The organism is Paenibacillus sp. O199, from assembly GCF_001636635.1.
GTDB lineage: Bacteria > Bacillota > Bacilli > Paenibacillales > Paenibacillaceae > Paenibacillus > Paenibacillus marchantiae.
Window position 1 is genome coordinate 1 of record NZ_LGRP01000069.1, and the last position, 8,242, is coordinate 8,242.

Annotated in this window: 10 protein-coding genes; 1 reads left to right on the plus strand and 9 read right to left on the minus strand. The window is 46.3% G+C overall.

The features are described 5' to 3' along the window. Positions 1-211: 211 nt before the first annotated feature. Positions 212-769, minus strand: a complete 558-nt coding sequence (locus tag A6049_RS31725) for a hypothetical protein (protein ID WP_342671838.1) — start codon at positions 767-769, stop codon at positions 212-214. Between the two features lie 77 nt (positions 770-846). Here A6049_RS31725 and A6049_RS31730 point away from each other — a divergent pair, with 77 nt between their 5' ends. After that, positions 847-1,446, plus strand: coding sequence for a TetR/AcrR family transcriptional regulator (locus tag A6049_RS31730; RefSeq protein WP_063568393.1), 600 nt, complete (start codon positions 847-849; stop codon positions 1,444-1,446). Between the two features lie 150 nt (positions 1,447-1,596). On the opposite strand, the gene A6049_RS31735 is transcribed toward A6049_RS31730, so the two are convergent. From A6049_RS31735 to A6049_RS31770, 8 genes are all read right to left on the minus strand, one after another. Beyond that, positions 1,597-2,934: a TrkH family potassium uptake protein gene (locus A6049_RS31735; protein WP_063568394.1), complete on the minus strand. Its 1,338-nt coding sequence runs from the start codon at positions 2,932-2,934 to the stop codon at positions 1,597-1,599. Positions 2,935-3,125: 191 nt separating this feature from the next. Further along, complete coding sequence (gene lysS, locus A6049_RS31740; RefSeq protein WP_063568395.1) at positions 3,126-4,643, minus strand: lysine--tRNA ligase; 1,518 nt, start codon at positions 4,641-4,643, stop codon at positions 3,126-3,128. 121 nt (positions 4,644-4,764) lie between these two features. Next, entirely contained in the window at positions 4,765-5,241 is a 477-nt protein-coding gene (gene greA / locus A6049_RS31745) for a transcription elongation factor GreA (protein WP_053778901.1), read from the minus strand. Between the two features lie 244 nt (positions 5,242-5,485). After that, positions 5,486-6,505 (minus strand): tRNA dihydrouridine synthase DusB, encoded by a 1,020-nt coding sequence (gene dusB / locus A6049_RS31750; RefSeq protein ID WP_063568396.1) that lies wholly within the window; start codon positions 6,503-6,505, stop codon positions 5,486-5,488. 113 nt (positions 6,506-6,618) lie between these two features. Continuing rightward, positions 6,619-6,822, minus strand: a complete 204-nt coding sequence (locus A6049_RS31755) for a helix-turn-helix domain-containing protein (RefSeq protein ID WP_063568397.1) — start codon at positions 6,820-6,822, stop codon at positions 6,619-6,621. Next, positions 6,774-7,322: a 2-amino-4-hydroxy-6-hydroxymethyldihydropteridine diphosphokinase gene (folK, locus tag A6049_RS31760; RefSeq protein WP_024633743.1), complete on the minus strand. Its 549-nt coding sequence runs from the start codon at positions 7,320-7,322 to the stop codon at positions 6,774-6,776. The genes A6049_RS31755 and folK overlap by 49 nt, the downstream gene beginning before the upstream one ends. 9 nt (positions 7,323-7,331) lie before the next feature. Then, positions 7,332-7,694, minus strand: a complete 363-nt coding sequence (folB, locus tag A6049_RS31765) for a dihydroneopterin aldolase (RefSeq protein WP_053778905.1) — start codon at positions 7,692-7,694, stop codon at positions 7,332-7,334. A 102-nt stretch (positions 7,695-7,796) separates the two neighbouring features. Continuing rightward, positions 7,797-8,242, minus strand: a 446-nt coding sequence (locus A6049_RS31770; RefSeq protein WP_161490669.1) for a dihydropteroate synthase, incomplete at its 5' end; no start/stop codon positions are given.

Sequence of the window (8,242 nt, forward strand, 5' to 3'; positions counted from 1 at the left end):
TTGGCCGGAATTAGAATATACCATGTACAGATCCGGAACACAAGCTTTATTTTCAATAAATTATATTCAGTCTCTCGTATAGCTATTCACTTAATGCCGGAGTTATTTAAGATCCCTTCAATCCTTATTAAACACTCTCTTCCCAGAACATGTGATTCACCTTTCCTCCATGGATAATCCGCATGTTCCTCCCGCCCTATCCGATTATATGTTACTTCAATTTCTCCACAGGCATCTTTCGCGGCCATAAGCTATAACTGAAGCTGATTATAAAATCGATCCCCAGTATAATCCCCCATACTCTTATGAGATTAGAAAATGCCGCAGTACGCTCCGTATCCCCAATCCACCAGATCATCGCGAGCAAGAACAAGCTACCTATGCCCCAAGCCAATAGATGTCTAAGCCATCCCACTCTTTCACGACTAGCATGCTCGCTACCATACACCTTGCTGCTCCGAGGATTATCCCCTCCCTTAAACCAGTAAAGGAAATAACGATCAGCCCAAGCGATCATCTGATGACCATAAGCAATACTCACACCTATATATATAGCTGCAATGCCGTGAACCATACTTGCCGTAGCACCCCGTTGAAGATCCATCACCGTCGCTACCATAAGAAGAACATCCACAATGGGCGTTGCCATTAACAGCGCGACCCCTGTCCGTTTCATCCCAAACAGATAACGCACACTTAGACCTGAAGCGACAAATACCCAGAAGGCAATCTCACATCCAATAATAAAATAGGCAATCAAACGATCCACTCCTTTTATAATACGAATGTATTAAATATAATTTAACACGTTTGTATTATAATAATCAACAATGATATAATCTTTTTATGCCTAAAATAGTTGATCACGATAAACAACGTCTGCTCGTAGCCGAAGCGGCTTGGCGTGTCATCCGAAGAGATGGCATGGAACAGGCCTCCGTTCGAAATATTGCGGTAGAAGCTGGAATATCGGCCGGGTCTATGCGCCACTACTTTTCAACCCAATCAGAACTACTCCTATACGCAATGAATCTGGTATCCGAACGTGTATCGAATCGAATCACACAGATTTCCTTTGATGCATCTCCTTTGGAGAATATGAAGCTTCTGTTGTTAGAACTCTTGCCAAGTACGGATGAAAAAATGGCCGAAATGGAGGTGTGGTACGCTTTTACAGCCAAGTCCAAGACTGACCCTGTTCTCAAAGAGCATGCCGACAAAGTATATGATGAACTCAGACACGCGATGGCTAAAGTTATCACCTACCTCATGGAACTCAATCTCTGCCGAACAGACATCGACAAGGAACTGGAAATTGAAAGGCTGTACGCACTGGTCGACGGTTTGGGTATTCATGCGATTCTTCGTCCTGACCAGATGAACACCAAGATTATGGAGAACATCCTTACCACACATCTTGCAACGTTATGCCGGGATGCAGAATAACATTCGATCACATAATTAAATACAGCTCAATCCTTCGTACCAGCAAGAAACAAGTAATTGCTTCTATGAAACAAAAAAACCGTCAGGCATTAGTTGTAACTAACCTATTCCATGATAGGGTTAGTCCTAGATGCGTGACGGTTTTTCTTTTTATCCAATAATAATCCGGCCCTCCGGATGGCGATACAGCTTTTTCTCTTTGCGCGGACGAAGCGCGTATGCAATGGTTAGTGGTCCAATACGTCCGATAAACATCGTGAAGGCGATAATCACTTTTCCCCATACCGTTAATTCATGTGTTACTCCCACCGACAGACCTACTGTCCCAATCGCCGAGGCCGCTTCAAACATAAGTGAAAGGAACGGTGCATCCTCTGTGGTAAGTAGTAGCATTACTACAACCATGAATATGATCAAGGAAACCATAATAATCGTCAATGCTCTCATCAGCAAATCTTTCGGAACACGCTGACGGAAAAATACAATATCTTTATTGCCACGAATCATGGCATACACCGCTCCAATCATGATCAGGAACGTTGTCGTCTTGATCCCACCCCCGGTTGATCCCGGAGATGCCCCAATGAACATCAACAGAATGAAGAAGAACTGAGTGGCCTGCCTCATCTCGGTAATATCAATGGTGCTCGTACCCGACGAACGTGTAGAGACCGATTGGAAGAACGAGGCGTATATCTTTTCACTCCAACTTAGAGACGCCAGTGTGTGTCCATTGGTGAACTCAAATACAAACAGTACAATTGCTCCAATACCAATCAGTGCACCTGATACGGACAATACCAGTTTGGACTGCAACGATAAGCGACGGCGCTTGCGGAACTCAAACAAATCATTCAGCACCACAAAGCCGAGTCCACCCGATACAACCAGCACGGAAGCTGTCAGGTTAAACAACCAGTCCCCTGTATAATACTGAAAACTGTTGCCAAACAGATCGAAACCACCATTATTAAATAATGAAACCGAGTGAAACGCACCATAGTATACCGCCTGCCAAAAGGGCATCTCCGTTGCCCAGCGTAGTGCCAATATAACAGCAGCCACCCCTTCAATGGTAAACGAAAAAATGAGCACTTTGCGGATAATACGTACAATGCCTTCCATACTGTCAGCGTTGATAGCCTCTTTCAGCAGAAGCCTGTCCTTTAGCGAGATACGCTTACCCAATACTAATGCAAACAACGTTGCGATGGTCATGAAGCCAAGTCCACCTAGCTGCATAAGCACCATAATCACGATTTGACCAAACAGGTTGAAAGTCGTCCCTACATCCACAACGACCAGCCCGGTTACACATGCAGCAGAGGTAGAAGTAAAAAGCGCATCAATAAACGCCAAATGCTCGCCGCTTTGATTGGAGATAGGTAACATGAGCAGAATCGTACCGATCATGATAATAAGCATAAAACCACCAACCAGAATCAATGGGGGTGATAGGAATTTAGCAATGTGAAGCCTAAACTTCATGGAGGGCACCTCTTTTAACATAATACAAGCAGGTAGGCGAACAAATTCTGTCACCACACTTTGGTAAGACATGTTGTTTCGACGAATCTGTTACTTTCAATGCCTATGTAAACCTAAAGAGGAACTTGCCACCAGTATCATACTGAACGGCAGGTTCCTCTTCTATTATGAACGAGTTAAACGTTCCTTATTTAATCCTGTGTACGAGGACGCATATGCGGGAAGAGCAGTACGTCACGAATAGACGGCGAGTTGGTCAACAACATGATCAGACGGTCGATACCGATCCCCAGTCCACCTGTTGGTGGCATACCATATTCAAGCGCACGGATGAAATCATCATCCATTTCGTGTGCTTCGTCGTTCCCGTGTTCTTTCTCCAGTAATTGTGCCTCAAAGCGCTGACGTTGATCGATTGGATCATTCAGCTCCGTAAATGCATTTGCATGCTCACGTCCAACGATAAACAGCTCGAAGCGGTCCGTGAAACGTGGATCTGCATCGCTCTTCTTCGCCAGCGGAGAAATCTCAACCGGGTGCCCCATAATAAAGGTTGGTTGAATCAATGTCTCTTCTACAAAATGTTCGAAGAATGCATTCAGAATATGACCAAATGTCATATGCTTTTCAACCGGAACTTTATGTTCTTTCGCCAAACGATGAGCTTCCTCGTTCGTCATGTGCACGGAGAAGTCCACGCCTACAACTTCCTTAACCGCGTCTACCATCGTTACACGGCGCCATTCTGGTGTAAGATCCACTTGATAGTCTGCATATTGGATAACTTGCGTACCAAGCACTTCCTGTGCGATGTGAGCAACAAGATTCTCAGTCAAACGCATAATATCCTGATAATCGGCATATGCCTCATAAAGTTCAATCATTGTGAACTCAGGGTTATGACGTGTCGACATCCCTTCATTACGGTATACACGGCCGATCTCATATACTTTCTCCAGACCGCCTACAATCAGACGTTTCAGGTGAAGCTCAATCGCAATCCGCATGTACAATTCCATATCAAGCGCATTATGATGCGTGATGAATGGACGCGCAGCGGCACCACCAGCGATGGTGTGCAGCGTCGGAGTTTCGACTTCCAGATAGCCCAGAGAATCTAGGTAACGGCGCATCGACTGAATGATTTTGGAACGAGTAATGAAGGTCTGCTGCACTTCACGATTCATAATCAGGTCAACATAGCGCTGGCGGTAACGCAGCTCTACATCCGCGAGTCCATGATATTTATCCGGAAGTGGGTAAAGTGACTTGGACAATACTTCGAGATTTTGAACTTTAACCGAAGTTTCACCTGTCTTGGTTTTGAAGATTACCCCAGAGACACCTACAATATCCCCTAAATCGAGCAGGCTGAACGCGGCGTATTTGTCTTCCGGTACAGTATCCTGACGAACATAGATCTGGATTCTGCCGCTCAGGTCCTGAATATGTGCAAAGCTCGCTTTACCCATTCCCCGCTTCGCCATAATCCGTCCGGCAATACTGACTTCGATGTGCTTCTCTTCCAGCTCTTCCTTGGTCAGTTCTTCATACTTCTTCAGAATGGAGCCGGCTTCTTCCGTACGTACGTATTTTTGGCCAAAAGGGTCGATCCCCAATTTGCGGAGCTCGTCCAATTTGTCGCGGCGAATTTGTAAAAGCTCACTTAGTTCGGTTTCGGTTTCCTGATTCAAGACTTCATCCGTCATGATCTATATTCATCTCCTTATTTACATTGCAGGCATCTTCAGAGGTATTCTGCCTCAAATGTTGAAAAAAGCTTCCCTAAGGAAGCTTTTGTCTCCGTACCCGACTGCTTCATTGCTTATATTACTTTTTGATGTCTACAATTTTATATTGAATTACGCCAGCAGGCACACTTACATCAACAACCGTACCTTTTTTCTTGCCCAGAATGGCTTTGCCAACAGGGCTTTCGTTCGATATTTTGTTTTGCAGCGGATTGGACTCCGCAGAACCTACAATCGTATATTCCGTGATATCACCGAACTCCAGATCTTCTACAGTGACTGTTGCACCCACGCTTACAGCTTCGGTATCGATCTCGTCGCTGTTGATAATCCGTGCGTTCCGAAGCAATTTCTCCAACGTAATAACGCGGCCTTCAATGAAAGCCTGTTCGTTCTTCGCGTCTTCGTATTCGGAGTTTTCACTAATATCTCCATACCCGATGGCTACCTTAATCCGTTCAGCCACTTCGCGGCGCTTCACTGATTTCAGCATTTCCAGTTCTTCTTCAAGCTTCTTAAGACCCTCTGGTGTAAGGATAACTTCCTTATCGCTCATCTCAACCGATTCTCCTGTCATGGGAATAATTTGATTGCACGGCAACGGAACCAGTGCTGTTTACAGAGCTCCGCCCGCATACATCTTCAAAACTATATGAAGTTCTCCGGAGAAACAGAACGTTCCTCCTGATGCACTAGCCTTATGACGCACATGGCGAATTTATACTGTGAAATTATAGGGTAACGGTCTCGAAAAGTCAATGTTACGCCCCCTATAGCTGTAAACGTTTTACAGCAGCAGATCAGGAAGCATTTTCGGCTACTGCTGGTTCTGACTCCAGATTGCCTTCCATATGCAGCTGGCCTACAAAGTTCTCCAGAATGTGCACCATCTCATCACGCTTGGTTTCTTCCATAATAACGTCTTTGATACGGGCAGATCCTTTCAGACCTTTCAGATACCAAGCCAGGTGTTTACGCATCTCGCGAACAGCAACAGCCTCACCCTTCAGTGCTATCAGACGGTCCATATGCAAAATGGCAACCCGAATCTTCTCTTCCCCATTCGGGTCAGGAAGCAGTTCGCCGGAACTCAAGTATTGAATGGTCCGATACAACATCCATGGGTTACCCAGGGCGGCACGACCGATCATAACTCCGTCACAACCCGTTTCATCCAACATACGACGGGCATCTTCCGGTGAAGATACATCTCCGTTCCCGATAACCGGGATGGAGACAGCCTCTTTGACATTTTTGATGTGTGACCAGTCCGCTGTGCCTGTGTAGAGCTGCTCACGTGTACGGCCGTGAACACTTACCGCTTGTCCGCCAGCACGTTCAACCGCAAGTGCATTCTCAACTACGTAGATATGCTCGTTATCCCAGCCGATCCGCATCTTGACTGTAACGGGCTTATCTACAGCGTCCACAACAGCGGATACCATTTCATAAATTTTGTTCGGATCAAGCAACCAGCGTGCACCTGCATCACAGCTCGTCACTTTTGGCACAGGGCATCCCATGTTGATGTCGATGATGTCAGCATTGGTTTCTTTGTCCACAATTTTGGCTGCTTCTACGAGGGCTTGACGATCTCCCCCCCAAATTTGCAGGCTCAGCGGTTTCTCACGCTCATCTACAAATAACATCTCACGTGTACGCTTGTTACCATGCACGATGGCTTTGCCACTAACCATCTCCGCACATACGAGGCCTGTTCCAAATTCTTTTGCGATCAGACGAAAAGCCGGATTACACACGCCAGCCATCGGCGCAAGTACAACCTGGTTTTTCATTTCAATGTCACCAATTTTAAGCATGGTAGTCGTTCCACTCCTTTTTAAATCCGACTCTTGCATGAATCCTGGTTGTGTTTTAGTTTGTATAAAATAAACGAATAATGACGATATTTTCTTATTAGTAAAAAGCGACCTTAGTTCCCCTGTAACTCCTCAATGCTGATCGACAGCACCCCGGCAATTAGATTCAGCTCCCGTTCAACTACTTTGCGGTTGCCTCGTTCAATCATACCCAGAATGGCCAGCGATATGCCCGTCTCAGCAGCGAGTTCCTGTTGTGTTAAACCTTTCAGCTTCCGGAAAGCCCGGATTCGATTGGCCAATTGCACGTTTTCCAAAGCTGTATTCCATCCTTTCCATCCAGTACAGACAACGATGATTGTACAAAGGTATACAAACCTGAATGCTCATCTTCGGTTACGATATCAGCCAGTGGCACCAATACAAACGCCCGTTCACCCATCCGTGGATGCGGCAATTGCAGCCGTTCGGTATCACTCGTCTCTCCATCCATCCAAAGCAGATCCAAATCGACTGTACGAGGGCCCCAACGGATATCACGAACCCGCCCAAGCCGTGTTTCAATATCCAGCAGTTCCGTGAGCAGCTGCTCCGGCAAAAGTGTAGTCTGTACCGCAGTTGCCATATTCAGAAACGCTGGCTGGTCCACATAACCTACCGGCTCCGTTTCATATAGCGCAGAACAGCGCAAGACAGATATATGAGGATGTGCATCCAGCAACGTTAACGCCTCAAGCAGCGTCTGTTCCCGGTCACCCAAATTAGCCCCTAAAGCAATATAAGCCTCTGAAGATTCAGAGGTCGAATGTGCAATCATGATCGGTTCTCACTTTCTTGTGCGGCGAAGCTCTACAGTTACGCCCCCAAAATGAATATCGAAAGGCGGATGCGGCTTCGTCACCTTGACTGTCAGTGCATTGATAATAGTATAAGTGTCTAGTAAAGAAGATGCAATATGTTCGCCCAAAGCTTCAATTAACTGGAATGATTTATTTTCAACGATCTGTTTGACCAGCTCATGGATCTCCGCATAATTGATGGTTTTGGTTAAATCATCGTTACGCCCAGCCTCACCCAGATCCATATCGATCTCCAAATCAATATAATAACGCGCCCCCAGCTTCCGTTCCTCGGCAAATACGCCGTGATATCCGTAATACTCCATTCGATGCATTACCATTCTATCCATAAGTTCCGCCTGCCCTCTATATATACTGAATTCATGGTTCGATGTTTGTTCTTATTGCAAAACGCTGCGCTTCCACTGCACGGGTCACTTGACCCGCCAGCATCATTTCCTCCGCAAGCCTGGAGATGCATACAACATGGCATCACACATGTCCACTGTGCGCCGAATCGGCTTCACATCATGAACCCGGACCATCTGGCATCCTTGGGCTATGCCAAAAGCAACCGTAGCGGCTGTACCCTCCAGCGCATCATCCGCCTGTACCTGTAAGGTGTTCTGGATGAACCTTTTACGCGAGGTGGCAAGCAGAACGGGATAGCCCATCTCATTGAGCAACCCGAGCGATGACATGAGCACTAGGTTTTCGTTCAGATCTTTCACGAAGCCAATGCCCGGGTCCAGAATAATCTGATCGGGATGTACTCCGGCCTCTAGCGCCATCTGTATACTCTCCTCAAGATTACGGACTACATCAACCAAATAGTTGGTATAGTCTCGTTCTTGCCGGTTGTGCATTAGGATCAGAGGACATCCCAGTTCTGCCGCAG

Coding starts and splice junctions, on each gene's coding strand:
- folB (WP_053778905.1), bottom strand. CDS start 7,694: ATGGATAGAATGGTAATGCATCGAATGGAGTATTACGGATATCACGGC.
- folK (WP_024633743.1), bottom strand. CDS start 7,322: ATGATTGCACATTCGACCTCTGAATCTTCAGAGGCTTATATTGCTTTA.
- dusB (WP_063568396.1), bottom strand. CDS start 6,505: ATGCTTAAAATTGGTGACATTGAAATGAAAAACCAGGTTGTACTTGCG.
- greA (WP_053778901.1), bottom strand. CDS start 5,241: ATGAGCGATAAGGAAGTTATCCTTACACCAGAGGGTCTTAAGAAGCTT.
- A6049_RS31735 (WP_063568394.1), bottom strand. CDS start 2,934: ATGAAGTTTAGGCTTCACATTGCTAAATTCCTATCACCCCCATTGATT.
- lysS (WP_063568395.1), bottom strand. CDS start 4,643: ATGACGGATGAAGTCTTGAATCAGGAAACCGAAACCGAACTAAGTGAG.
- A6049_RS31730 (WP_063568393.1), top strand. CDS start 847: ATGCCTAAAATAGTTGATCACGATAAACAACGTCTGCTCGTAGCCGAA.